25 protein-coding genes are annotated in these 22,636 nt (G+C 71.3%); 18 read left to right on the top strand and 7 right to left on the bottom strand.

Annotation, left to right across the window (positions count from 1 at the left end):
- Positions 1-36: 36 nt before the first annotated feature.
- Positions 37-921, bottom strand: a complete 885-nt coding sequence (locus ACULK2_RS04245; RefSeq protein ID WP_445968814.1) for a LacI family DNA-binding transcriptional regulator — start codon at positions 919-921, stop codon at positions 37-39.
- Between the two features lie 83 nt (positions 922-1,004).
- The gene (locus ACULK2_RS04240) at positions 1,005-1,661 is read right to left on the bottom strand and encodes a hypothetical protein (RefSeq protein WP_445968815.1); all 657 of its coding nucleotides are present in this window, start codon (positions 1,659-1,661) and stop codon (positions 1,005-1,007) included.
- A gap of 272 nt (positions 1,662-1,933) precedes the next feature.
- Here ACULK2_RS04240 and ACULK2_RS04235 point away from each other — a divergent pair, with 272 nt between their 5' ends.
- The 9 genes from ACULK2_RS04235 to ACULK2_RS04195 all read left to right on the top strand — a co-directional run bounded on the left by ACULK2_RS04235 (position 1,934) and on the right by ACULK2_RS04195 (position 8,498).
- On the top strand, positions 1,934-2,842 hold the full coding sequence (locus tag ACULK2_RS04235) for an alpha/beta fold hydrolase (RefSeq protein WP_501044959.1): 909 nt from the start codon (positions 1,934-1,936) through the stop codon (positions 2,840-2,842).
- A 112-nt stretch (positions 2,843-2,954) separates the two neighbouring features.
- Positions 2,955-3,509 carry a TetR/AcrR family transcriptional regulator gene (locus tag ACULK2_RS04230; protein WP_445968816.1) on the top strand — a complete coding sequence of 185 codons (555 nt, stop codon included), beginning with the start codon at positions 2,955-2,957 and terminating at the stop codon, positions 3,507-3,509.
- Positions 3,510-3,730: 221 nt separating this feature from the next.
- On the top strand, positions 3,731-4,165 hold the full coding sequence (locus tag ACULK2_RS04225) for a hypothetical protein (protein WP_445968817.1): 435 nt from the start codon (positions 3,731-3,733) through the stop codon (positions 4,163-4,165).
- Positions 4,166-4,451: 286 nt separating this feature from the next.
- On the top strand, positions 4,452-5,027 hold the full coding sequence (locus ACULK2_RS04220) for a helix-turn-helix domain-containing protein (protein ID WP_445968818.1): 576 nt from the start codon (positions 4,452-4,454) through the stop codon (positions 5,025-5,027).
- Positions 5,024-5,314 carry a DUF6036 family nucleotidyltransferase gene (locus ACULK2_RS04215; RefSeq protein WP_445968819.1) on the top strand — a complete coding sequence of 97 codons (291 nt, stop codon included), beginning with the start codon at positions 5,024-5,026 and terminating at the stop codon, positions 5,312-5,314. Before ACULK2_RS04220 ends, ACULK2_RS04215 begins: the two co-directional genes overlap by 4 nt.
- 21 nt (positions 5,315-5,335) lie before the next feature.
- On the top strand, positions 5,336-5,599 hold the full coding sequence (locus ACULK2_RS04210; RefSeq protein ID WP_445968820.1) for a hypothetical protein: 264 nt from the start codon (positions 5,336-5,338) through the stop codon (positions 5,597-5,599).
- A gap of 40 nt (positions 5,600-5,639) precedes the next feature.
- On the top strand, positions 5,640-6,083 hold the full coding sequence (locus ACULK2_RS04205) for a zinc-binding dehydrogenase (RefSeq protein WP_501044988.1): 444 nt from the start codon (positions 5,640-5,642) through the stop codon (positions 6,081-6,083).
- Between the two features lie 10 nt (positions 6,084-6,093).
- The gene (locus ACULK2_RS04200; RefSeq protein ID WP_445968821.1) at positions 6,094-6,720 is read left to right on the top strand and encodes a TetR/AcrR family transcriptional regulator; all 627 of its coding nucleotides are present in this window, start codon (positions 6,094-6,096) and stop codon (positions 6,718-6,720) included.
- 347 nt (positions 6,721-7,067) lie between these two features.
- Positions 7,068-8,498, top strand: coding sequence for an HNH endonuclease signature motif containing protein (locus tag ACULK2_RS04195; RefSeq protein ID WP_445968822.1), 1,431 nt, complete (start codon positions 7,068-7,070; stop codon positions 8,496-8,498).
- A gap of 164 nt (positions 8,499-8,662) precedes the next feature.
- Here the strand turns inward: ACULK2_RS04195 and ACULK2_RS04190 are convergent, their stop codons facing one another.
- On the bottom strand, positions 8,663-9,655 hold the full coding sequence (locus tag ACULK2_RS04190) for a patatin-like phospholipase family protein (protein ID WP_445968823.1): 993 nt from the start codon (positions 9,653-9,655) through the stop codon (positions 8,663-8,665).
- Positions 9,656-9,769: 114 nt separating this feature from the next.
- On the bottom strand, positions 9,770-10,609 hold the full coding sequence (locus tag ACULK2_RS04185; protein ID WP_445968824.1) for a helix-turn-helix transcriptional regulator: 840 nt from the start codon (positions 10,607-10,609) through the stop codon (positions 9,770-9,772).
- Positions 10,610-10,786: 177 nt separating this feature from the next.
- On the opposite strand from ACULK2_RS04185, the gene ACULK2_RS04180 reads away from it, so the two are divergent.
- A complete protein-coding gene (locus ACULK2_RS04180; protein ID WP_445968825.1) occupies positions 10,787-11,731 on the top strand; it encodes an SDR family oxidoreductase in 945 nt (314 codons plus the stop codon).
- A gap of 34 nt (positions 11,732-11,765) precedes the next feature.
- Here ACULK2_RS04180 and ACULK2_RS04175 read toward each other — a convergent pair whose 3' ends face one another.
- Positions 11,766-12,782 (bottom strand): LacI family DNA-binding transcriptional regulator, encoded by a 1,017-nt coding sequence (locus ACULK2_RS04175; protein WP_445968826.1) that lies wholly within the window; start codon positions 12,780-12,782, stop codon positions 11,766-11,768.
- Positions 12,783-12,983: 201 nt separating this feature from the next.
- On the opposite strand from ACULK2_RS04175, the gene ACULK2_RS04170 reads away from it, so the two are divergent.
- Positions 12,984-13,919, top strand: coding sequence for a dihydrodipicolinate synthase family protein (locus tag ACULK2_RS04170; protein WP_445968827.1), 936 nt, complete (start codon positions 12,984-12,986; stop codon positions 13,917-13,919).
- 184 nt (positions 13,920-14,103) lie between these two features.
- The gene (locus tag ACULK2_RS04165) at positions 14,104-15,414 is read left to right on the top strand and encodes an Nramp family divalent metal transporter (protein ID WP_445968828.1); all 1,311 of its coding nucleotides are present in this window, start codon (positions 14,104-14,106) and stop codon (positions 15,412-15,414) included.
- 314 nt (positions 15,415-15,728) lie between these two features.
- Here ACULK2_RS04165 and ACULK2_RS04160 read toward each other — a convergent pair whose 3' ends face one another.
- Positions 15,729-16,661 carry a DMT family transporter gene (locus ACULK2_RS04160; protein WP_445968829.1) on the bottom strand — a complete coding sequence of 311 codons (933 nt, stop codon included), beginning with the start codon at positions 16,659-16,661 and terminating at the stop codon, positions 15,729-15,731.
- 200 nt (positions 16,662-16,861) lie between these two features.
- Here ACULK2_RS04160 and ACULK2_RS04155 point away from each other — a divergent pair, with 200 nt between their 5' ends.
- The 3 genes from ACULK2_RS04155 to ACULK2_RS04145 all read left to right on the top strand — a co-directional run bounded on the left by ACULK2_RS04155 (position 16,862) and on the right by ACULK2_RS04145 (position 19,139).
- The gene (locus ACULK2_RS04155) at positions 16,862-17,317 is read left to right on the top strand and encodes an SRPBCC family protein (RefSeq protein WP_445968830.1); all 456 of its coding nucleotides are present in this window, start codon (positions 16,862-16,864) and stop codon (positions 17,315-17,317) included.
- A 161-nt stretch (positions 17,318-17,478) separates the two neighbouring features.
- Positions 17,479-18,900 carry an HNH endonuclease signature motif containing protein gene (locus ACULK2_RS04150; protein WP_445968831.1) on the top strand — a complete coding sequence of 474 codons (1,422 nt, stop codon included), beginning with the start codon at positions 17,479-17,481 and terminating at the stop codon, positions 18,898-18,900.
- Positions 18,901-19,001: 101 nt separating this feature from the next.
- Positions 19,002-19,139: a hypothetical protein gene (locus tag ACULK2_RS04145; RefSeq protein ID WP_445968832.1), complete on the top strand. Its 138-nt coding sequence runs from the start codon at positions 19,002-19,004 to the stop codon at positions 19,137-19,139.
- Positions 19,140-19,453: 314 nt separating this feature from the next.
- On the opposite strand, the gene ACULK2_RS04140 is transcribed toward ACULK2_RS04145, so the two are convergent.
- Positions 19,454-20,659 carry a hypothetical protein gene (locus tag ACULK2_RS04140; RefSeq protein WP_445968833.1) on the bottom strand — a complete coding sequence of 402 codons (1,206 nt, stop codon included), beginning with the start codon at positions 20,657-20,659 and terminating at the stop codon, positions 19,454-19,456.
- 149 nt (positions 20,660-20,808) lie between these two features.
- Between ACULK2_RS04140 and ACULK2_RS04135 the strand changes: the two genes are divergently transcribed.
- The 3 genes from ACULK2_RS04135 to ACULK2_RS04125 are packed head-to-tail and all read left to right on the top strand — an operon-like array spanning position 20,809 to position 22,633.
- Positions 20,809-21,162 carry a PadR family transcriptional regulator gene (locus ACULK2_RS04135; protein ID WP_445968834.1) on the top strand — a complete coding sequence of 118 codons (354 nt, stop codon included), beginning with the start codon at positions 20,809-20,811 and terminating at the stop codon, positions 21,160-21,162.
- The gene (locus tag ACULK2_RS04130; RefSeq protein ID WP_445968835.1) at positions 21,159-21,899 is read left to right on the top strand and encodes a hypothetical protein; all 741 of its coding nucleotides are present in this window, start codon (positions 21,159-21,161) and stop codon (positions 21,897-21,899) included. The genes ACULK2_RS04135 and ACULK2_RS04130 overlap by 4 nt, the downstream gene beginning before the upstream one ends.
- Positions 21,848-22,633 carry a hypothetical protein gene (locus ACULK2_RS04125; RefSeq protein ID WP_445968836.1) on the top strand — a complete coding sequence of 262 codons (786 nt, stop codon included), beginning with the start codon at positions 21,848-21,850 and terminating at the stop codon, positions 22,631-22,633. Before ACULK2_RS04130 ends, ACULK2_RS04125 begins: the two co-directional genes overlap by 52 nt.
- The last annotated feature ends 3 nt before the right edge of the window (positions 22,634-22,636 follow it).

Below are 22,636 nucleotides of genomic sequence, written 5' to 3'. Positions count from 1 at the left end.
GTGCGAAGCTGGCTGCGAGATCCGCCTCCTCGATCCTCAGCGCCCCGGCGGCGCCGTCGACGCCCGCGGGATGAGGGTCGGAAGTGCCATCCGGATGCCACGCTCCCCCTCCTCCGGCGACAGCAGCAGCTGCAGCGCCGTGGAGGCGATCTGCTCGAACGGCGTCCGGACCGAGGAGAGCGCCACCGGCAGTCGCGACACGAGCGGGATGTCGTTGTAGCCGACGATCGAGAGGTCGGATCCGATGCGGAGGCCGAGGCCGCTCGCCGCGGTCATCACGCCGATCGCCAGGTTGTCGTTCGCCGCGAACACCGCGGTCGGCCGGTCGGGGCGATCGAGCAGGCGCATGCCCGCCTCGATGCCGTCGTCGACGCCGTACCCCACCGAGAGCATGCGGGCGTCCTCGATCGGGAGCCCGGCCTCGCGCAGCGCGCGCTCCGCGCCGGCGCGGCGATCGCGGGCGCTCGAGGTGAACCAGGGCCCGGTCACCATCGCGATGTCGCGGTGCCCGAGGTCGATGAGGTGGCGAGTCGCGAGGTATCCCCCGGTCTCGTCGTCGCCGAGCGACGAGGGGCTGATGCGGTCGGTGCGGAGCACGAGGACGTGGGGGATGTCGCGGGCGCGCAGTGACGCCGGGAGCTCGTCGTCGAGGCGGGCGGTCGCGAGGATCACGCCGTCGACGTTGCGATCGAGCAGGGTCTCGGTGGCGCGGCGCTCGTCGTCGGGGTCGTCGCCGCAGGTCGCGACGACGGCGAAGTAGCCGCGGCGGCCGGCGGCCTCCTCGATCGCCTGGAACATGAGCGCCATCACGGTGTCGGTCAGGCGCGGCACGAGCACGCCGATCGTCGCCGTCGCGCCGCGCCGGAGGCTCGACGCGAACACGTTGCGGCGGTAGCCGAGCTCCTCCGCGACCCGGCGCACGCGCTGCGCCGTCTCGCTGCGGGAGGCCGGCGTGCGGTCGTCGAGGCGCTCCCGGAGCCCCTCAACCTGACGCGCGGACCACTCTATGGTGAGTGCGGCGCGTCGCCGCGGTCACCGCGACGCTGCTCGCCGCCACCTCCCGCTGCCTTGGTCGTACCGTCGAGCGCCCGCGAATCCGTGCGCAGCGCTGAGACCCGCAGCGCCTCCCGGAGCCCGGCAGCGTACTGCTCGATGATCTCCCGGCTCTCAGTACCCCAGTACCGGCGGGTGGAGCGCATGGGCATCAGGGAGATCCGCTGCCCGCCCACGGTGTCCAGTACGACGTCGATGGCGGTCGTATCGCCGAGCGGAAAGGCGATCGTGCCGATCTCGACCGAACGGATCGAGCCACTCGGAAGTGAGAAGACGGGGCGCGAACCCCACCCGGCGCGCAGCTCGATCCCGTCGGCGTCGGCGGCGAGCAACGCGTGGCCTTGCCGCGGCACGTACACCCTGCGTTGGCCGAGGCCCGCCATCGCCTCATCCACCTGCGCCGGCAACTGCTTCGTGAGGACGACCGGCATGATGAAGCACACCGGCGAACAATCCTCCGCGAACCGGATCCGGGCGTCGTACTGCAATTCGAACCACGCCGCGATCGCTGCCCCGACAAGGAGGAGAAAGCCGCTTACGAATACGAGCGGCGGACCCAGCGACTCGGAACTGAGGTCGTCGAACATCACGTCCAGCGACCACACCATGACGGCGACACCGATGCCGGCTGTGACGGCTCGAACCGCCCAAGTGGTACGACCGGATCGACGCCGCGCATGCGCTCGGATGTCACTCGAGGGAGCTACGGGGTCTTCGGGCACGCGATCACGGTATCCGACCAGACGAAGCGGGGCGCGCCATCCGCTACCGGACCCCGGCTGTGGCCCACCGCCCGGCGGAACGTCGCCAGGAACCGTTTATTGTCGTGCCATCCGCTGTACTATAAACATAGTAGCCCCGCGCCGACGAAGGAGTCGTCATGCGTGCACCTGAACCTCGCCGTCACTCGATCGCCGCACCGGCGGATCTCGCACCGCCACTCCCCGAGGCATCCGGGTTTGAGCACCTCATCGTCGAGACCCCGGGCCTGCGCACCCACGTCGCCACCGTGGGCGACGGTGAACCTGTCGTCATGCTGCACGGCTTCCCGCTGCATTGGTGGCAGTGGCATCAGGTCGCGCCGCTGATCGCCGAGCAGGGCTACCGCGTGATCTGTCCCGACCTTCGCGGTGCCGGCTGGACCGAAGCCGACGACCCCGGCTTCGAACGCGAGACGCGACTGCACGACCTGCTCGCGCTCTTCGAGGCGCTCGGCGTCGAACGTGCGCACCTCGTCAGCCATGACATGGGTGCGATCACCGCGATGCAGCTCGCCTACGCCCACCCCGAACGCGTGGTGAGGGCGGTTCAGCTCTCGGTGCCGCCCGGATTCATCTCGTTCAGCCCCAAGCTCATCGCCGCCTTCCGGCACATGCCGAAGCTGCTCTGGCATCGCCCCGGCAGCTCGCTCCGAGGCGTGTGGGCCGATCAGTACAACGCGAGACCCACGTCTGCCGCGGAGATCGACGCCCACCTCGCACCCATGCAGCGCCCCGCCATCGACCAGGCGGTCCGCGAGCTCTACCGAGGCATGGTGATCCCCGAGTCGATGCGGCTGAGCCGTGGCGTGTACAAGCGGATGCGACTGACCGTCCCGACGCTCTTCGCATTCGGCCGGGTCGACACCAGGTTCGACGAGCCGCTCATCCGCCGCCTCTGCGCGAACCCCAAGCGATTCGCCGACGACGTCGAGTTCGCGTTCGTCGACGACGGGGGCAAGCTGCTCCCCGCCGAGGCGCCCGACGCGGTCGCGAACCTCACGCTCGACTGGATCCGGCGAGCCGACTGAGCCCGGCCCGCCGACCCCGACGCGATCCGCGGATGCCACGGCGCACACGGATGCCACGGCGCCACGCGCGCCCGTGCGAGACTCGTCGACGTACGCGACGTGAGGGGCGCCGATGGCTGCAGCAACCAGGGAGCGAGCCCTCGAGGCGGCAGTCGAGGTCCTCGGCACCGACGGAGTGCGGGCACTCAGCCACGCGCGCGTCGATCAACGGGCCGGGCTGCCCGCCGGATCGACCTCGAACTGGTTCCGCACCCGGCGTGCCCTGCTGGCCGGCATCATCGACTGGATGGCCGAACTCGAGCGTGCCGACTTCACGCCGGAGCTGCTCGAGCAGCCGACACCCGACGCGATCGCCGAGGGACTCTGCGCCGTGCTGCTCGTGCAGACCGGCCCCGCCGCGACCCGCACTCGGGCGCGCTACGCGCTCTTCGTCGAACTCGCCGCGGACCCCGAGCTGCTCGAGCCGCTGCACCGCCAGCGTCGCGAGTTCGAGCAGTGGACCGACCGGCTCGTCGCCGCAGCCGGCATCCCCGACCCCGTGCCGGCGGCACGCGCCCTCATGGCCCTCGGCGACGGCCTCGCCCTGCACCGACTCACGGTCGACCCTGGACTCGACGTGCGTCCTGCGATCGAGCGCGCGGTGCGCGCGTTCGCGGCGACGGCCTGAGCCGCCGTCGGCGCGAACTCGAGCGGACCGGCGGTTGGAGCACCGTTGTGGTCGTGGGTTGGGGAGTGCCATAGTGAGCACCATCACGCCAAGGCCCGCTTCCCGGGGGATCGAGGTACGGATATGACCCCTCATTCACAGAGTCGCACGAGGGAAGCGCCGCGCGTTCCGCTCGCGTTCATCGATCCCGCTCGGGCCCGGTCGATTCGAGGGGCAGGAGCATGAGCCGCGCGTACTACTGGGTCGCGACCATCCTCGCGGTGTATTGCTGGCTGATCCCGCTCGCATGGCTCGTCGCGCCGTCGGTGCCGCTGACGTCGTGGGGTTTGGAGATCGAGCCGGTGGCGGCCTGGTTCGGTCTCCGCGCAAGCGTGGGGACCGCCGGCTTCGGCATTGCACTCTTCCTGGTTCGCCGCGAGCCTCCGTCGCGCGGGCGCCTCGCGGTGAGTGTCGCATTCATCGCTACCTGGCTCACCTGGGCGGCCTACGGTGTGTACTCGGTGATCACGGGCGCAGCGGGCGTTGGGCTGCTGGCGACCGTGGGCGTCGAGATCGTCGCGGCCGCCGTGCTCGCCTGGGCGGAGTTCGGGACACGGCGCCGTGCCGAGCGGAATGCGCCGATTGCGGACGGGCTCGCGCACACCGGGGATCGATGACCTGCTGAGACCGGCTGCTCAGGCCTGACCTGATCGGATATCCGGGCCCGTAACCGACGAGGCGGGCGAACCCGACGACAACCCCGGCGCCGGCATGTGTCGCCGGGGTCCGTCGAGCGCGGGCTCAGCACCCGGAGGATCCGCCCACCGGGGACGCGTTCGAGCGTCGTCCAGCCGCGCCATCCCATGCCCCCAGGATCGCCCCGCAGCCGTTCGGCGACCGGAGCGGACTCGGACATCGTCAAGAGCAGCTAGTATGAGGTGGATCGAATATTCGGAGGTCATCGTGAGCGCAGGAACCCTCATCCGCGCCGCACGGCGGAGCCGCAAGCTCACCCAGCAGGCGCTCGGTCGGCGCGCCCGACTGTCGCAGTCGCACCTCTCCCTCATCGAGCGCGGCCATCAGAACCCCTCGTTCGAGGCGGTCGAGCGTGCCCTTCGCGCCGCCGGCCACCGGCTCGTCTCGGTGCCGACCGTCCGAGACGACGCGGCGGCGATCGCCGCAGACATCCGCTTCGCCGTCGCCGACGGCCGCGAAGGCACGGCACTGCGCCGATTCATACAACTCAACGACAACCTCAGCGCCGAGCACGGCGCGGCCCGCTTCGCCCTGGCCATCTCGCCGCCCGAGCCGACGGGCAGTCGCCAGTGGGATGCCGCGCTCGCGGCGCTTGTCGCGCACCACCTCGTGGCCGAGCTGCTGCCGGTACCCGACTGGGCGGTGAGCCCCGATCGCACGCTTCGGCGCCCGTGGGCCCTCGGCGAAGGCCCCTATACGCTGACGCCGTCGGCCGACCGGGTGCCTCCCGAATTCGCTCGGCGGCGGGTCCTCGTCGACGCGGACACGCTCGTCAGCGCATGACCCGCTTCGAACGTGACGACCTCGTCGCCGGTCTCCGGCTCCTCGTCAGCACCCTCAACGAGCGCGGCGAGCGCAGCGGCATCGGGATCGTGGGCGGCGCCGCGCTCGCACTCCGCTACTTCGATCGCGAGTCGACGGTCGACATCGATGCGCGCCTGATCGGCGATCATGAGCTCCTACTCGAGGCCAGTCGTGCAATCGCCGAGGCCAACGGATGGCCCGACGACTGGCTGAACGACAAGGCCGCGGGGTTCGTCCCGAACTACGGCCGGCGCGCCACCGAATAGGAGACGCTCCACGACGACGGTGTGGTCGTCATCCAGGTCGCCTCCGCCGCGGCGCTGCTCGCGATGAAGCTCCGGGCCAATCGGCCCGGCCGCGACGACGCCGACATCGCCAACCTCATGGCGATCTGCGACATCCGGACGGTCGACTCCGCCGAAGAGCTGTACGAGGACTTCTACTCGGGTGAGGCGCTGCCCGATCGAGCGGTTCGGATGGTGACGCGGATCATCGAGGTCGGCCTGCCGCCGAGGCCGGAACCGCCGCCGATGCCGGAGATACGAACCTGACCCCCTTCGCCCAAGGGACGGGCTCGGCGCCGACCTCGTCATCGACTACCGCAGCCAGGACTTCGAGCATGAACTGCACGACGTCGACCTCGTGCTCGACAGCCTGGGCGGCGAGAACCTCGAGAAGTCCATCCGCATCGTGCGCCCCGGCGGGCGCGTCATCGGCATCGCCGGGCCGCCCGACCCTGACTTCGCGCGCGAACTCGGGGTGGGGCTGCCGCTTCGGGCCGCGATGCGAGCGCTGAGCAGCGGCGTGCGCCGGCGGGGCCGGCGCCGGAACGTGGACTCCTCGTTCCTGTTCATGCGCGCCGACGGCGCGCAGCTCGAGCGCATCACCGAGCTCGTCGACCGCGGCTTCATCGTGCCGCAGGTCGGGAGGGTCTTCCCGTTCGCCGAGACGCCCGAGGCGCTGGCGGCACTCGAGCGAGGCGGCATCCGTGGCAAGGTGGTGATCAGCGGGAAGGACCGGACACGTGCAACCTGACGCGCCACCCATGGGTCGCCGTGAGCGCAACAAGCAGCAGAAGCTCGAGCGCATCACGGCCGCCGCGACCGAGCTCTTCAGCCGGTACGGGGTGGACGAGGTCACCACCCAGCAGATCGCCGATCATGCCGATGTCGGCACCGGCACCGTGTTCCTCTACGCGAAGTCGAAGGCCGAACTGCTGCTGCTCGTGCACAACGTCAAGTTCGCCGACGCGATCGAGACCGGTGTGGCCGTGGCATCCGGCACCCCCGACGAGCTCGACGCACTGATGGCGATCGTGCGCCCGATCGTCCACTGCAACCGCGTGCAGATCGAGAACGGCCGCACCTACCTCCGCGAGCTCGTCTTCGGCGACCCCGAGGAGCCCCACCACCGCGAGGGCCTGGCGCTGAGCGCACGCGTGGAGGCAGCGTTCGTCGACGTGCTTCGGCGCGGCGACCGCATCAGCGAAACGGATGCCGCGGAGCTGGCCCGCGCGATCTCCGCGGTCATGTTCATCAGCATCACGGCCACCGTGTACCGCGCGCTGAGCGACGACGAGGTCGTCGGCGTCATCCGCGATCAGGTCGCGGTGATGCTCGGGGGTCGCGCGGAAGGCGGGCGCGGCGCCGGGACGGCCGGATCGACCGCGTAGTCGTCGAGCGCCGAGATCGACGACGAATCTGTCGTCATGGTGCTTGACGACGAAAACGTCGTCCGTTCGGACCCGTGGGTGCGCCGGCCTCCTGAGCCGGCCTCCTGGGCCGGCCTGACGGCGGGGGCGGCGAAATCCGGCCGCGACGCTCTCATCCCGGGTCGTCAGGGCGTGGCCGCGTGCGGCCGTCTTCCGGTGTTCGGCGGATGTCGGTTCGCCCGTCTCCCCCGGCGGGGCACTCGTCCTCCACAGGCCGCGCGTGGGCGACGTTCTTCACAGGGAATCCGCAGGTCAGTGGCCGATTTTCAGGCCGAGCGGATGTCGGTGGGTGCAGGCATGATCGAAGCATGGATCACTCACCGGGGCCACTGCCGGCCCTGCCCGTGCCGCCGCCGGCGCAGCCGCTGGTCGCGCTCGAGCGCGACGTCGCGGCGCTGCGCACGGCGTGGGCGGGCGCGGTGCCGGTGTGGGGAGCCGTCCAAGGTGATGCCCAGGTCGAGGTGGAGCAGATGAGCGACCACGGGCTCATCGAGGTCGTCGATGCCGTGGCGCGGGCGCGGCGCGATCTCGACGCGGTGATGGCGCGCGTCGCGGCCGAGGTCGCCCGGCGATCCGGGCCCGAGTTCGGCGACATCGGGCTCGCGAAGGCGCAGGGGTTCCACAACCCGGTGCGGCTCATCGCGGCGTCGACCGGCGGGTCACGCGCCGACGCGCAGCGACTCATCTCGGTCGGCGTCGCGACCGCCGAGCGGCAGACGTTCAGCGGCGAGCGCAGGCCGTCGCGGCATCCGCACGTGACCGCAGCGCTGGCCGACGCGACGATCTCCCTCGAAGCGGCCTCGGCGATCACGACCATGCTCGACCGGGTGGCGATGCGCGCCGCCGACCCGGAACGTGTCGACGTCGTCGAAGCCGCGCTCGTCGACCTGGCCGAGCGGGTTCCGCTCGAGACGCTGACGCGCGGCGTGCGCGAGGCCGAGGCGCGGCTCGATCCCGACGGCGTCGAGCCGCGTGAGGACGAGCTCCGCATGGAACGCTCGCTGACCATGCGCGAAGACGGCCGAGGCGTCGTGCACCTGCATGCGCGCCTCGACCCCGAGAACGCCGCCCCGGTCAAGGCCGCGATCGAAGCACTCGTGAGTGATGCGCTCCGCCGACGCGAGCCCTCCGAGCACGCCCCGGTGATCGACGACCGCCGCACCATCCCGCAGATCCAGGCCGACGCGCTCGCCGCACTCGCGCGGCACACCCTCGGCTGCACCCGAACCCTGACGCCGCTGGCGAAGACCACCGTCGTCGTCCGCGTCGACCTCGACACTCTCGTCACCGGGCTCGGGCACGCGAGCATCGACGGGCTCGACCAGCCCGTCTCGGCCGGCACCGCCCGCCGCATGGCCGCCGACGCCGGACTCATCCCCGCCGTGCTCGGCGGCGACAGCCTCCCTCTCGACCTCGGCCGCGCCGCACGCCTCTTCACCAAGGCACAGCGCCTCGCCCTCGGCGAGCGCGACGGCGGTTGTGCCTGCTGCGGGCAGAACATCGGCTACGTCGAAGCCCATCACATCGACTGGTGGGACCGAGATACCGGGCCGACAGATCTTTCCAACGGGGTTCTGCTCTGCAGCTTCTGCCACCACATGATCCACCGCGACCGATGGCAGATCCATGCCGACGCGAACGAGGTGTGGTTCATCCCACCACCGCACCTCGACTCCGCCCAGATTCCACGCCTCGGCGGGCGGGCACGATTCGAACTCCGCGAACGCGATGCCGCGTGAAGGCGCCCGCACGAACCGTCGACCGCGGGGCGCCCCGGCAGACGTGGCCGCTGCAGCATCGCCGGCCGACCAGCCGTCGGCGATGTGAGCGGATGCGACCGTACGCGGATCCACGTCGCCAGCGCATCGAGCTCGACCTCGCCGATCGAGGTTCCGTGCAGGCCTTACCCAGCTCGAGGAGAGAGCTGCCCGAGCACCGCGTCGATGGCGGTGTTGCTGCGGGCGAGCAGCTCGGTCGCGGCAGCGTGCAGCACGGAGAGTCGCCCGGCGGAAGGATCATCCATCCTGCCCGCGACACGGTCGTCCTCGACCTGCAGTCGGGTCACCCGGGCGGGCGACAGCGCACGCATGGCCAAGGTGTGCCCGGCGACCGTCCCGGTCGCCACCGTGACGAAATCCCGGGCGGAGGCGATCCAGGGGTCGGTGAACCCGAAGACTCCCTTCGTCGTTGCGACGCCCGTGCCGATCGACACCATGACCACGGACTGCCCCGACAGACCTCGTGCGGCGGTGAGCGGCACGGATTCGGCCAGTGCGACGCCCGCGGGATTGTTCGCCCACACGCCCCCGTCGACCAAGCGGCACCGTCGTCCCGCCCACTCACGCACGAACGGCGGGAAATAGGTCGGAGCCGCGGATGTCGCGCGGGCAGCTTCCCACAGCATCATGTCGCAGCTGGGGTCGTCGCGCGCATCGCGGCGACTGATCACGACCGGGCGATTCGCCTCGGCATCGAAGCTGGTCACGGCCACTTCGATCGCCGCCTCCGAGATCGTGCGTTCCCCGAATACTCCGCGCAACACCGCCTCCAGCCCGGAGGGGTCGTGTCGAGCGTTTCCGCCCAACGCCGGATTCCCGCCGAAGGGAGCGCGGACCGCTCGGGCGGCCCGGTCCATCCGCTCGGCGACGGGTGAGTCGCGGCCGGTCGGCCGGTCGGGTCCCGGCCGGAAGATCCTCGATCCGTACCGCGGGTAGAACTCGGCGAGCTCGGACGCGGTCAGGCCGGCACCGAGGCCGATGGAGATGATCGCGCCCGTGGACGTGCCCACCGCGAGATCGAACAGCTCAGAGGCCGGGACTCCCGCGCGGCGTTCCACTTCGGCGAGCACCAGCGCCGGAATGTATCCCCTGATGCCCCCGCCGTCGATCGAGAGCACTCGTACGAGGCGACCCATGCGCTCACGATGGCCCGACGAGCGCATGCCGTCAATACCACCGCCGAGGACGCAGCCGGAGCGGCGGAGCGGATGCCGGGTCGACCGAGTAGCCCGTCAGCCGAGCGCCTGTGCGCCGATGACGGCCAGCAGACTCAGCTTCTCGTGGCTCTCGCTGCCGGGGATGGCCGTGTAGACGAGCAGCGAGTGCGTTTGATCGGGATCGACCAGCCGCTGGCACGTCAGTTCGAGGGCACCGACCTCCGGATGGATGAAGTGCTTGACGTCATGAGGACGGATTCCGATCTCGTGCTCATCCCACACGCGCCGGAACTCCTCGCTCTGTGCAAGAAGCAGGTCGGCGAGTTCCGCGGCGCGGGAATCCGGGCCACGGAGCGTGACGATCTCCCGAAGACCTGACGCGTACATCCGGGTGAGGAACGCGTGCTCCTCTGGCGCGTAGCGGTCGCGCGCGGTGGGATCGGTGAACCACCGGTAGCCCGCGCTGCGGGCAGCGCCCGTGTACTTCGTCGTGTCGCCCGTGAGCGCCACGCCCATAGGGGTCTGCCGCAGCGTCTCACCCAGCTCGGTGACGATCTCGGCGGGCGTGTCATCCAGGCGGTCGAGGATGCGCAGCAGGCCGGGGCTGATGTGGGTGCCGGCACCTCCGCGGGCGGGCGGGTTCTGGCCCGCGAGGCGGAAGAGGTGGTCGCGTTCGTCGAGCGAGAGGTGCAGCCCCAGCGCCATCGCCGCGAGCATCTGGCTCGACGGCTGCGGCCCGCGTTCACGTTCCAATCGGGAGTAGTAGTCGGTCGACATGTGGCACAACATCGCGACCTCCTCGCGACGCAGCCCGTTGGTCCGCCTGCGGCTTCCACGCGGCAGGCCGACATCCTCCGGCTGCAGCGCCTCACGACGGTTGCGGAGGAACTCGGCCAACCCGGCGCGATCGATCATGGTTCGCCCTCATCTCGCAGTGCTGCTTCGTTTCTACCGCCCCGGCCCGGCGGTAACCACGGATCGCGCATCCCACCCTGCGGCCGAAGGGGGCCTCGCGAGCCGCGGATCGGGAGTCACTGGATGAGTCCGCTGGGTCGCGCGACCGTGGACTCACCCACAGGCAGGAGACGACCAATGCCACGACGACCGATCGACATCGACATCCCCGACCTGACCGGACGGCGCGCGCTCGTCACCGGCGCGAGCGACGGACTGGGCCTGGGCATCGCCGAGCGGCTCGCGGCCGCGGGCGCCGAGGTGATCCTGCCCGTCCGCAATCCGCGAAAGGGCGAGACCGCGATCGCGCGCATCCGCCAGCGCGTGCCCGCCGCCCGGGTCTCACTGCGCAGCCTGGACCTGTCGTCACTGGACTCGGTCGCCGCCCTCGGTGACACGCTCCGCGACGAGGGAGAGCCGATCCACCTGCTCATCAACAACGCCGGCGTGATGACGCCGCCCGACCGGCAGGTCACCGCAGACGGCTTCGAGCTGCAGTTCGGCACCAACCATCTCGGCCACTTCGCCTTGGTGGCACGCCTCCTGCCCCTCCTGCAGGCGGGTGATGCGCGCGTGACGTCGCAGGTCAGCATCGCCGCGCGTCGCGGCAAGGTGAACTGGGACGACCTGAACTGGGAACGCAGCTACCACGGGCAGCGCGCGTACGTGCAGTCCAAGATCGCGTTCGGGCTGTTCGGCCTCGAGCTCGACCGTCGCAGCCGGGCCGGTGGATGGGGCATCACGAGCACCCTCTCGCACCCCGGGGTGGCCCCGACGAGCCTCCTCGCCGCCCGCCCCGAACTCGACCGCGACGAGGACACTCGGGCGATCCGGCTGATCCGCTCGCTCTCGGCTCGCGGCATCCTGGTCGGCACCGTCGAGACCGCGAAGTTCCCGGCGCTCATGGCCGCGACCGACCCCGCCGCAGAGGGCGGCGAGTTCTACGGGCCGCGCGGGCCCGGCCGACTCGGCGGCGCGCCCACCGAGCAGCGGCTCTACCCGCCGCTGCGCAGCACGCGGGACGCGGCGCGGATCTGGGAGATCTCCGAGCGGCTCACCGAGACGGCGTTCGTCGCCGCCTAGGGCTTCGCAGCGCGAAGCCGACCGCGGAGGAGCCTCAGCGCGCCGGCGGCGCCGTCGACGCGCGCGGAATGAGCGTCGGCAGCGCCATCCGGATGTCGCCGCCGCCCGCGCTCGGCGACAGCAGCAGCTCGAGCGCCGTCGAGGCGATCTGCTCGAAGGGCGTCCGGACGGAGCTGAGCGGCACGGGCAGCCGCGAGACCAGCGGGATGTCGTTGTAGCCGACGATCGACAGGTCGGCGCCGATGCGCAGCCCGAGACCGCTCGCCGCCGTGAGGACGCCCACCGCGAGGTTGTCGTTGGCGGCGAAGACGGCCGTCGGGCGGTCGGCGCGATCCAGTAGGCGAGCACCGGCCTCGACGCCGTCGTCGATGCCGTAGCCGACCGAGAGCATGCGCGAATCGTCGACCGCGAGCCCCGCCTCGCGCAGCGCGCGCTCGGCGCCGGCGCGGCGGTCGCGCGCGCTCGATGTGAACCACGGCCCGGTCACCATCGCGATGTCACGATGCCCGAGGTCGATCAGGTGCCGCGTCGCCAGGTATCCCCCGGTCTCGTCGTCGCCGAGCGACGACGGACTGATGCGGTCGGTGCGCAGGGCGAGCACGTGCGGGATGTCGCGTGCTCGCAGTGACGCCGGGAGCTCGTCGTCGAGGCGCGCGGTCGCGAGGATCACGCCGTCGACGTTGCGGTCGAGCAGCGTCTCGGTGGCGCGCCGCTCGTCGGCGGGGTCGTCGCCGCACGTCGCGACGACGGCGAAGTAGCCGCGGCGGCTGGCGGCCTGCTCGATGGCCTGGAACATGAGCGCCATCACCGTGTCGGTCAACCGGGGCACGAGCACCCCGATCGTCGCCGTGGCCCCACGGCGCAGGCTCGAGGCGAAGAGGTTGCGGCGGTAGCCGAGCTCCTCGGCGATGCGGCGGACGCGCTGCGCGGTCTCGCTCCGGGAGGCCGGGGTGCGGTCGTCGAGGATGCGACTGACGGTCGAGATGCTGACGCCCGACGCCTGCGCGACATCCTTCAGCGTCACGGGACCACCCGCGTGCGTGCGCTCCACCGCCCACCTCCTGCCCTCGCGAGTCTACGGGCGAGCGCACGACGCGATCGGGCCCGGCGCGGCGCGTGGCACGCGGCATCCGGAATCAGGTGTTGACATCCGCTCACCTCATCGAGCATACTTGCAAACGTTCCCGCAATCGTTCCCGATAACGTTTTCATCCAGCGGGTCTCGACGAAGAGAAAGACAAGGAGACGAACGATGGCACTCGACCTCCGCGGACTGAACCCCGCCCCCGTGACCCCGTTCACCACCGACGGCGACATCGACTTCGCCGCCATCCAGCGCCTGGGCTCATGGCTCGGTTCGATCGAGGGCGTCAAGAGCCTCGTCGTGCTCGGCCACGCCGGAGAGGGCACCTTCCTGACGATCGACGAGCAGCTCGACGTGATCCGCGCGTTCGTCGACTCGACCGACGGTCGCGTGCCCGTCATCGCCGGCATCACCGGAGAGGGCAACAAGGTCGCGGCCCTCGAGGCCCAGCGCGCACGCGAGGCCGGCGCCGCCGCCGGGCTCGTCTACCCCTCGCACGGCTGGCTGCGATTCGGCTACCAGCAGGGCGCCCCGCAGAGCCGCTACCGCGAGATCTACGAGACCAGCGGCCTGCCGTCGATCCTGTTCCAGTACCCCGACAACACCAAGGCCACCTACGACCTCGACACCCAGCTCGAGATCGCCGGCCAGGAGGGCGTGTTCGCGACCAAGAACGGCGTGCGCAACATGCGCCGGTGGTACACCGAGATCCCGGCCCTCCGCGCCGCCTATCCCGAGCTGCAGATCCTCTCGTGCCACGACGAGTACCTGCTGCCGACCATGTTCGACGTCGACGGCCTGCTCGTCGGTTACGGCAACATCGCGCCCGAAGCGCTCATCGAGCTCATCGAGGCCGGCAAGGCGCAGGACTACCCGCGCGCCCACGCCATCCACGAGCGCCTGCTGCCCGTCACGAAGAACGTGTACCACCGCGGCTCGCACATGGAGGGCACCGTCGCCCTCAAGTGGGGCCTCGTGCACCGCGGCATCCTCGACCACGCGACGGTGCGCACCCCGCTGCTGCCGCTTCCGGATGGCGCGGACGCCGAGATCGCCGCGGCCTTCGCGTCGGCCGGGCTCGAGAAGGTCGCCGTCACGGTCTGACCCGTTCGGCGGGGGCCGGCGACATCCGGCCCCCGCCGCACCCGTCCCAGCCCTACCCCACCGATCTCCACCCACCTCACCGATCCCGCCGACGAGGCGTAGGATCGGCGCCGTCGAAGTGCGGCATCCCGAGTCAATGACGACTGAGCGGCAGGACGCCGCACTCCGAAGAAGGAGGCTCGCCATGAGTGAGCGCACCAAGACCCGCCACACCTCCACCACGCCGGGCACCGGATACGGCCGCGTCTCGACCGAGTCGATGCGCGCCATCGTCGAATCGAGCGGACGGCGCCGAACGTTCTGGCAGCAGCTCGCGCTGATCGGCCCGGCCTTCGTCGCCGGCGCCTGGCAGTTCGGCCCCGGCAACCTGACCACCGCCGTACAGGCCGGCAGCGGCTACCAGTACACGCTCATCTGGGTCATCGTCGTCTCGACGATCCTCATGATCTTCCTCACCGACATGAGCGTGCGGCTCGGCATCAAGTCGCCCGTCTCGCTCATCGCCTCGATCAAGGACCACCTCGGCAAGCCCGTCGGCGTGCTGGCCGGCATCGGCGTGTTCCTCATCACCCTGATGTTCTCGGTCGGCAACGCGGTCGGTTCGGGGCTCGGCCTCTCGATGCTGTTCGGCGGGGCGCCCATCATGTGGACCGTCATCTGCACCGTCGCGGTCGCCGCGCTGCTGCTCTTCCGGAACGTCTACCGAGTGATCGAGAAGGTGCTCGTCGTCGCGATCGCAGCGATGTCGGTCGCCTTCATCCTCAGCGCGTTCATCGCGAACCCCGACTGGGCAGAAGCCGCGTCCGGCCTCATCCCGACCGCACCGGATGGCGCGTGGCTGCTGATCGTCGCCCTCGTCGGCACGAACTTCAGCGTCAACGCGGCCTTCTACACGTCGTACGGCACCAAGGAGCGGGGCCGCACCGAGGAGCAGTACCGCGATGTCACGATCGTCGACACCATCCCGGGCATCGTCGCCCCCGGCATCATGACCTCACTCGTCATCATCGTCGCCGCCGCCGTGCTCGGATCGACCGGCGAGACCGCGGCGACCATCGTCGCCCTGGCCGGCATCTTCGAACCGCTCGCCGGCCCGGTCGGGTCCACGCTGTTCGCGCTCGGGTTCTTCGGCGCGGCCTTCTCGTCGATGATCGCCAACGCGACCGCCGGCGGCACCATGCTCTCGGATGGCCTCGGACGCGGGGCCTCGTCGGGCTCGAAGACGGCGAAGATCGTGAGCGCCACCATCCTCGCCTTCGGCGTGATCGTCGCCCTGATCTTCCAGCAGGCGCCCGTGCAGCTCATCGTGATCGCGCAGGCGCTCACCGTGCTGGTCGCCCCGCTCCTCGCGGTGCTCATCATCGTCATGGCGAACCGCCGGAGCCTCATGGGCGAGATGCGGAACCGGTGGTGGCAGAACGTGGTCGGCGTCATCGGGCTGGTGTCGGTCGTCGCGCTGTCGGTTCGGCTCGTACTGAGCCTCGCGGGCGGGTAGGCGCTGCGACATCTGTGGCAGGGCGGCCGGGGAAGATCCCCGGTCGCCCTCTCATCGCGAGGTGCCGCCGAGCGGCGGCGGGCGGCAGCAGGCGGCGACGGCAGGCCGCTGGCAGCAGCCGCCGAGCGGCGGCGGGGGCGGGCCGACCCAGGCGGCGGCGGGCGAAGGGCCGAGCCAGGCGCCCGCCAACCGCTCTCGCCGGATGCCGGCCGGATGCCACGGGGCATCCGTGCACGCCACGGGCATGGACGACGCCCAGTAGGCCGATACCCCGCGAGCGGGGGTTCTTCGCGTCGCGGCACTGAATCGCGGCGCTACCGCGGCTGCTCGACCGTCGCCTGCTCGGCCGGCGCGGCCTCGGCACCGGCAGCTGCGGGCACCCCCGCGTCCTGTCGCTTTCGCGTGACGAGGTAGGAGCCGGCGAGCACGAGCACGAAGCCGACGATCGTCCAGATCGTGACGCGCTCGCCGAGCACCGCGACGCCGGCGATGATCGCCACGGCAGGGTTGACGTAGGTGATCGTGGTGGCCTTGACGGGCCCGATCTCAGCGATGAGGCCCAGCATGAGCAGGAACGCGAGCGCGCTGCAGACCACCGCGAGCACGATCACCGCCACGATGACCGCTGCCGACGGCATCGAGGTGGGCCACGCGCCGGTGAAGAGCACGAACGGGACGTACACGACGGCGGTGGCTGCGAGCGAGACGGCGACCACGCCGACACCGGGGAGGTCGGGCATCCACCGCGCGAGGATCGCCGGACCCAGGGCGTACCCCACGACGACGACCGCCATCTGCGCGACGGCGATGAGGTCGGACCCGCCGATGTCGAGGCCGACGAGGGCGGCGACGCCGAGCATGCCGAGCGCGATGCCGAGCCAGTTCATGCGGGAGAGCCGCTCGGGGCGACCCATTGCGAAGGCGATGGCCACGCCGGCGAGGGGCACCGTGGCGAGCAGCAGGCCGGCGGTCGACGACGGCAGCCGCTGCTCGGCCGACGTGAGGAAGTACCACGGAAGGATGATCTCGACGACGGTGTAGGCGAGCATCGGCTTCCACCGCCGCACCACCGCGGCGACCTCGCGACGGAAGAACGCGAGCGGCAGCAGCAGGATCGCCGCGAGTGCCGAGCGGCCGAGGACCACCATGGCGGGATCCAGCTCGCTCACCGCGACCTTGATGAACAGGTAGGGGATGCCCCACGCGATGCCGAGCGCAGCGAAGAGGATGAGGCCACGTCGAGTCACCAGCTCATTCTGGCGGCCGGCACCGACAGCGGCGGGCGCGCGGCTGCCGAGTGCGCGCGATATCCCGCCATCCGTGGGCGCGCAGGCAGCGCCACGCGGGCGGACGGCCGTGCTGCCATCCGCATTCCAGTCGTTGATCCAGCTGCTCCACGCCTGCGCCGGGCCCCGCCCACTACGGTGGTGCCGTCGAGAGGACCCGCATGCCCCGCCGCCGCATCCGTCACGAGTTCGGCATCGCCGCCGATCCCGGTGCGATCGCCGCGTACCTCGCCGAGCCGCAGAGCTACCTCGGCCTCTCACCGCTCGTCGTCGAGATCCGCGACGTCGCCAACGCCGACGGCGTCACGCACTACACCGCGATCGAGCGCTTCCCGCTGCCATTCGGGCGCCACCTCGACAACCCGATCCGGGTGACCCTTCGGCGCGACCACCGCGACCCTGCCGCGCTCGTCGTGGGCGGCGACGTGCGCAGCCCGGGCTGGGTGCGCATGAGGTATCGGTACACGATCACCCCGGATGCCGCGGGCTCCCGCATCGTCGACGAACTCGACCTGCGCGCGCCGTTCGGCCTGCTGCGCTTCGCGGCGGGCCAGGCGCGGAGCGTGCAGCTGGCGCGCGCCGTGGTGCTCGCCGCGCGGCTTGCGGGCGACAGTTGATGCCGGGACAGCACTCGTCACGCTGCGGCTGACGATGTCGGGCCCCGCTGACTTCTCCTCCACAGCCGGGGACCGAGGCGATCTATCCACAGGTAGAATCCCTGATCGGCTGCGATTTCCAAGGCGCGGCGGATGTCGGTGGGTACCTGCAGGATGGAGTCATGGAGCAGCCCACGCGAACCACGCCGCATGCGGCGCCGGCGTCGCGTGCCCTGGCCGCGCTCGAGCGCGATCTGGCGTCGCTTCGCGATGCCTGGGTCGGCGCGATGCCGGCGTGGGGCGCGATGCACGGGTCGGCGCAGCTCGAGGCGGAGCAGATGAGCGATGCCGGGCTCGTGCAGGTCGTCGAAACGATCGCCCGGGCGCGGCGCGACCTCGATGCCGTGTTCGCGACGGCCGCCGCCGAGGTGGCGAAGCGATCCGGGCCCGAGTTCGGCGAGATCGGGCTCGCGAAGGCGCAGGGCTTCCACAATCCGGTGCGGCTCATCGCCGCAGCCACCGGCGGGTCGCGGGCCGACGCCCAGCGGCTCATCGCCGTCGGCACCGCGACCGCCGAGCGGCAGACCTTCAGCGGTGAGCGGATGCCCTCGCGGCATCCGCACCTCGCCGCAGCCGTGGCGTCGGGGGCCGTGAGCATCGAAGCGGCATCGGCCATCACGACCATGCTCGACCGGGCCTCGGCGCGCGCCGATCCGAGCCGGGCGGAGCTCGTGGAGCACGCCCTCGTCGAGCTGGCCGCGCGGGTGCCGCTCGAGACCCTCATCCGCGGCGTGCGGGAGGCCGAGGCGCGGCTCGATCCCGACGGGGTGGAGCCCCGCGAAGACGAACTCCGGATGGAGCGCTCGCTGACGATGCGCGAAGACCACCACGGCATGGTGCACCTGCATGCCCGCCTCGACCCCGAGAGCGCGGCCCCGGTGAAAGCGGCGATCGACGCCCTCGTCAGCGACGCCCTGCGCCGACGCCGGCCCGGCGAGCCTGCGCCCGTCGTCGACGACCGACGATCGATTCCGCAGATCCGGGCCGACGCACTCGCCGCACTCGCCCGTCACACGGTGGGCTGCACCCAGACGGTGGTGCCGCTCGCGAAGACCACGGTCGTCGTGCGGGTCGACCTCGACGCGCTCGTCGACGGTCTCGGGCACGCACGCATCGACGGCGTCGACCAACCGATCTCCGCAGCGACGGCCCGCCGCATGGCCGCCGACGCCGAACTGGTGCCCGCCGTGCTCGGCGGCGAGAGCCTCCCGCTCGACCTCGGCCGCGCAGCCCGGCTCTTCACGAAGGCCCAAAGGCTCGCCCTCGGCGAGCGCGACGGCGGCTGCGCCTCCTGCGGGCAGAACATCGGCTACGTCGAAGCCCACCACATCGACTGGTGGGAACGAGATACCGGCCCGACCGATCTCTCGAATGGCGTGATGCTCTGCAGCTACTGCCACCACATGATCCACCGCGACGGCTGGCAGATCCGGCCCGGCCCGAACGAGGTGTGGTTCATTCCACCACCGCACATCGACCCCGGGCAGGTGCCCCGTCTCGGTGGCCGGGCGCGGTTCGAGTTGCGCAAGGCCATGGCCGCGTGAGACGCCCGCATTCGCCGTGCCCTCGTGCACGTGCTCACAGCGACCGGCACTAGGGTGACGACTACGGGGCCGCCCAGGCTCCCGATCAGAGGACGTCACCCGTGTCAGACAAGTCACCGAAGAAATCGTCCAGCAAGACCGCCGCCTCGAAGACGCTCAAGGAGAAGCGAGCCGACAAGAAGGCGAAGGTCGCCAACCGCGCCAGCAGCGAAGTGGCCGACGCCACTCGTCGCAAGTAGCGCTGTCTCTCGATCGCGTCGGCCGCCTCGGCCGACGCGATCGTGCGTCCGTCTCGATGCCACCAGCGGCTGCGGCTGGCGCGCCCGGCGCCGCGTCCGATCGCGGGAGAATCTCAGCGCGCCGGCGCCGCCGTCGACACCCGCGAGTACGAGCGGGATGTCTCGTGACCGGAGCGACGCCGGGAGCTCATCGTCGAGCCGCGCGTCGCGAGGATGACGCCGCGGACGTCGCGATCGAGACTGCGCCGCGTACGCGTCGCAGGGCGGCCGGGGAGGATCCCCGGCCGCCCTGCCGTCGCTGGTGCGACCGGGTGTCACGCCGCGGTGAGCGGCCCGATCTCGAGCACGCTCGACCCGTCCGCGCAGACCGGGATCGGCGCGGCGCCGACGACACCGGGTCCAGCACCGTCCGACGTGACGTAGGCGCGCAGGTGGTCCGCGGTGATCGCCTCGCACCCCCATGCGGCGGGGTCGGGCGCCGTGCCGAGCACGATCGCCACGTCGCCGAGTGCGAGGACGAACGGATCGCTCATCTCACCGGTCGTCCACGACGAGCCGATGCGGGTTCCGTCGGCGGACTCGACGACGAGACCGGGCCAGCCCCACATCGCGCACGGGGTCTCCGTGACGTTGGTGAACACCAACTCGAATCCGGTGGCCCCGTCGACCGACAGGTCCGGGCGCACCAGGTACTCGAGGCTCAGCTGCTCGTCCTGGCACTTGGCCGGGAGCGGCGTCGGCTCCTCGGGCGGAGTGACCTCGTCCACCTCGATCGGTGCACCGTGGAACGGCTGCAGTGGCCCGAGCGAGAGCGTGAACGACCCGTCGATGCAGACCGGCACCTGCGCGTCGGCGACGACGCCGTCGCCGGCCCCGTCCGAGGTGATGTAGGCCCGCAGGCGGTCGGACGTCGCTGCGGTGCATCCGAGCACGGCCGGCTGGAGCGCGGTGCCCTCGGCGACGGCCTGCCCGCCGTTCGGGGGCAGCACCACGCGCTCGCTCGTCGACCCGGACGCCAGCGCCCAGGTCAGGCGAGCGCCGTCCGCGTCCTCGGCGACCAGCCCGAGCCACCCGTCGAATGAGCAGGGCTGGGATGCCGCGTTCGCGAAGACCAACTCGAACCCGATCGATTCCGGGGTCGAGAGATCCGGCCGCTCCCGGTAGTCCATGACCAGCTGCCAGTCCTGGCAGCGGGCGAGCCCGGCCTGCCACGCGTGGTCGTCCTTCTGCGCGCCCACCGCCGCCGTATCGGAGCCCTGCTCGGTCGACGCCGCGACCACCATGGTCGGCGGCGCTTCGGCGGATGCCGCGGCCTCGGCCGCCCGGACCGCGTGCGCCCTGACGCGGTCGGCTCGCTCCTCCGCGGCTCCGACCTCGTACGCCGTGGTGGACGCGGGCGCGGCGATCGGCTCGGCCGAACCCTCCTCTGCCGCTCCGGCCACGATCGCCGATCCCCCGATGAGCGTCGTCGTCAGGGCCGCCCCGACAACCGCTCGCCACACCATCCTCTTGGTGTCCATGCCTTCCCCTTCCGAGCCGTCGATGAGGCGGCTCGAGGGGGACGCTAGCAGACGGGCAGATATCTTCCTATAGATCTCGCGGATATCTTCCTATAAATCTGGCAGATATCTTCCTATACATCCGTGCGGCGGGTTCCTATGCTGGTTCCATGCCACGCAGACGGGACGGGCGACTGGTCGATCTGGAGGTCGACATCCTCGCCGCCGGCATCGACCTCCAGCTCGAGAACGGCGACTTCTACGGCTTCGCGCTCGCGAAGCGCCTCGCTGATCGCGCCGGTGCCAGCGCACTCACCGCCCACGGCACGCTCTACAAGGCGCTCGGTCGCCTTGCCGAGCGAGGTCTCGTCGAGTCCGAGTGGGAGGACCCGGTCGCCGCGGCAGGCGAGGGGCGGCCGCGGCGGCGGCTCTACCGGGTGACCGGCGCCGGCGCGGAGACCTATCGGGCTGAGACTCGGCAGCGGTCCGCGCTCGCGCCCAGCCCGCGGACGGCCCTCGCATGAGCGCCGTGACGCTCGGGCCCGACGACGCGGTCGAGCTCGCGGCATCCGCTCGCATCCGGCACCGCACCGCAGGCCGCGTGGATTCGGCGGTGCTCGGCTGGTGCGACTGGTACACGGCCGACCTTCCCGATGCGGTCGCCACCGCACGCCGGGCCGAGATCGCGTCCGACCTCTTCGAGGAGCGCGAGCACTCCGGCGCCGGGGCGACCGGGTCGATCCTCGGCCGTGCGCTGCGCGGCATTCCTGCCGACCTCACGTGGCGCGGGGCGCGCCTGCGGCGCGCTGCCATCGGAGCGCCGAGGGGCACCTTCCCCCGCACCATGCCGGCGCTCGCGCACCTCGCCGCGCTCGCGCTCGTCGGCTGGGGAGCCCTCATCGTCTGGCGTGTCGCTCGCAGCATGGTCCTCGGCGGCTGGCACGGGGCAGCGGATGTCGCGGAGCTCTCGGTCGTCGGCCTGCTCCTGGCGGTGGTCGGGTCGTGGCTGCTGGTCGTCGCGCGTCGGCGCGCGGTCGCCGGGCTCCTGCTCGCCGTCGCGGCGTACCTGCTCGTCCGCTTCGGGACGTACGCCCTGATGGAGACGAGCGTGAGCTTCACCGCGTTCTTCTCGACGTCGACCGCGCAGATGATGTTCCTGAACCGGATCGCGACCGGCGCGGCCGTCGTCTTCTTCCTCTCGATCGCCGCATGGTGGAGTTCACCGCGGGAAATCGCCGAGGCGGACAGGGCATCGCGATGAACGCCCGTCGCCTGGCCGCTCCGGTCGCGATGATCGCAATCCTCGTCTGCGGCGGCGCGGTCGCGCTCACGGCCGCCGGCGCGTTCGGCGACTCCCTCTTCGACGCGCCGCAGGTGCAGGTCGCCTCCGGCGCCGGGACCTCGGGCGGGGACGAGGTCGCCGCCGCTTCGGCGCCCACGGAGGGACCGGTCGTGGAGGCGTTCGCGTCCGAGCTCCTGACCGACGAGGACCGCTCGGAGTACATGGGCCGCGAGCAGGTCATCGCCGAGTGCATGGCCGGGAAGGGCGTGGAGTACCTGCCCGCCGCGCCCTGGCTCAACCAGGATGCGCAGCCCCGCGGACTGAGCTTCGAGCAGTCCCTCGTCTGGCTGAACGCCTTCTACGGCGAGGCGCGCGAGGACTGGTCGGTTCCCGCCTCCGAGTGGCAGCGGCGCGGATGCGTCGGCGTCGGCGACCACGCGGTGGCGGTCGCCCGAGCAGCCGGCACCCCCCTTTCGGCGCCCCTCCCCGAGCCCGACCCCGAGGCGCTCACCTGGGAGGAGGAGTTCGCAGCCTTCACCGAGGTGGTCGACGCGTGCATGGCGGAGAGGGGATTCGGCCCCACGGACGACGGCACCGACGCGTGGTGGCTCGCGATGTACGGCGACGCGGGCGTCGGCGCCGCGTACCGATGGGAGGATGCGGGGTGCTCGGGCTACGCGACGCACGTCACCGGCAACGACAACATGCACTGACCC

Source organism: Agromyces molybdatiresistens (assembly GCF_052748445.2).
Note: the sequence above shows the minus strand (reverse complement) of the source record. Positions and strands in the feature narration are given on the sequence as shown.